This window comes from Herbiconiux daphne (genome assembly GCF_024979295.1).
GTDB classification, from domain to species: domain Bacteria; phylum Actinomycetota; class Actinomycetes; order Actinomycetales; family Microbacteriaceae; genus Herbiconiux; species Herbiconiux daphnes.
In genome coordinates, this window is sequence record NZ_JANLCJ010000088.1 from 1 (window position 1) to 1,489 (window position 1,489).

Sequence of the window (1,489 nt, forward strand, 5' to 3'; positions counted from 1 at the left end):
GAGTCAATTGCGTACATTTGGCACTGCTGATCATCATGATGTTGATCACGACCATGTCAACTGATAAAGAGTTAGAAGCAATAGCCCGTGGATTAAAAGCTAGTAGAGAGGCTTTCGAAAGAGAGCAAATCTTAGCGCGGGCTAAGTTAGTGGACAAGTCCAACAAACCACGGCGTGTCCCACAACCGCCCCTGCCTCCTAAGAAATCACCGCGAGACAGGGATATTCTCTTCGCTTTCAGGAACAAGTAAAATGTTTGGTTGGAAACGTAAAGCTAAAGAAATTAAAACCGATCTCATCAAAGCTGACAATCGTAAGCTGCTCAAAGCAGTAGTAGGCGCTGGTATCTGGATCAGTGCTGCTGATGGCAACATCGAAGACAGCGAAGTGCAGAAGCTGGAGAAAGTAATCTCCTCTAACGCCAATCTGAAAATCTACGGTGCTGAAACTACCAACACTGTCAACCAGTTCGAAGAACTGTTCACCAACTCCGTTCGTGCTGGTCGTCTGGAAGTCCGTAAACTTCTGGAAGAGATCGCCTCTGATCGTGATGAAGCTGAACTGGTGCTGGTAGTAGTGCTGGATGTGGCAGAAGCTAACGGTAATGTCGGCGATGCCGAACAAGCCGTAGTCAACGAAGTAGCAAAAATCCTCGGCCTCGACGCCAGCAAATATTAATCCCTGGAGCAATACTACTGTGAGAAACAATTCCCCTAGCCAACGGCGTTACCGTGCTAAACAGAGCGCCAAATATTTCGGAAAGCCCACTGCTGTACAGTATGACTTTTATAAGCGGCGTATTGGTGAATTGTGTGAGAGATTCCCTGCTGTATTCAACAAAGCACTTCCTCTGACACTGGCTAAAGGTATTCACCATCAGTTAGTAGAAGAGACAGACTTCACCGAAGAAGAGATTCATATTCTTCTGAGAGTATGGTGTAAGCGCTGGGAATACAAATGCATGGCTGTCTCTACAGGCCGACGCTGGGATCTTTCTGGTAATGATGTAGGTTTGATTGAATCTTCTGAACTGGTTAGTTTCATTCGTGAGACTGTCAACCTGCGTCCTCAGAAGCTTAAAATCTTCTGTAAACGTTATCTGAAAGCTACTGGACGTCCAGGGTTAATTTGTATCCCTATTAAAGACCGACCTGAATTGGAAATCACTGATGATTGATCAAGAAGACCGTGCTCCAAGCACAATTACCGGTCAGATTGAACCGCAAGGAATGCCAACCGATTTTAACGCTCCGATTGGTCGTGTGGATGTAGAGGGTGAAAACCCCCTTCTTCACCTCAACCCTGATCGTATTGCACGAAAAGAAGCGAGCAAAGCTGAGCAGAAAGCGGGATTGGTGGGTAAATTTGACAATGTACCAAACGAAGAAAAGCCAGATCGTTCCCGTATTACGGCTGGCCTTAAAGGATGTGTTGTTGTCGAGTTATTAGAGGAATGACGAAACAACTACAAAAATTGGTATGGAGAATC

General features: G+C 45.7%; 4 protein-coding genes. All 4 read left to right on the top strand.

Going from position 1 to position 1,489, the window contains the following annotated elements:
• Positions 1 to 251, top strand: a 251-nt coding sequence (locus tag N1032_RS23120; RefSeq protein WP_259542680.1) for a hypothetical protein, incomplete at its 5' end; no start/stop codon positions are given.
• Between the two features lies 1 nt (position 252).
• Complete coding sequence (locus tag N1032_RS23125) at positions 253 to 678, top strand: TerB family tellurite resistance protein (protein WP_259542682.1); 426 nt, start codon at positions 253 to 255, stop codon at positions 676 to 678.
• A gap of 19 nt (positions 679 to 697) precedes the next feature.
• Positions 698 to 1,177, top strand: coding sequence for a ProQ/FINO family protein (locus N1032_RS23130; protein WP_259542685.1), 480 nt, complete (start codon positions 698 to 700; stop codon positions 1,175 to 1,177).
• The gene (locus N1032_RS23135) at positions 1,170 to 1,457 is read left to right on the top strand and encodes a hypothetical protein (RefSeq protein WP_259542688.1); all 288 of its coding nucleotides are present in this window, start codon (positions 1,170 to 1,172) and stop codon (positions 1,455 to 1,457) included. Before N1032_RS23130 ends, N1032_RS23135 begins: the two co-directional genes overlap by 8 nt.
• Positions 1,458 to 1,489 lie beyond the last annotated feature (32 nt).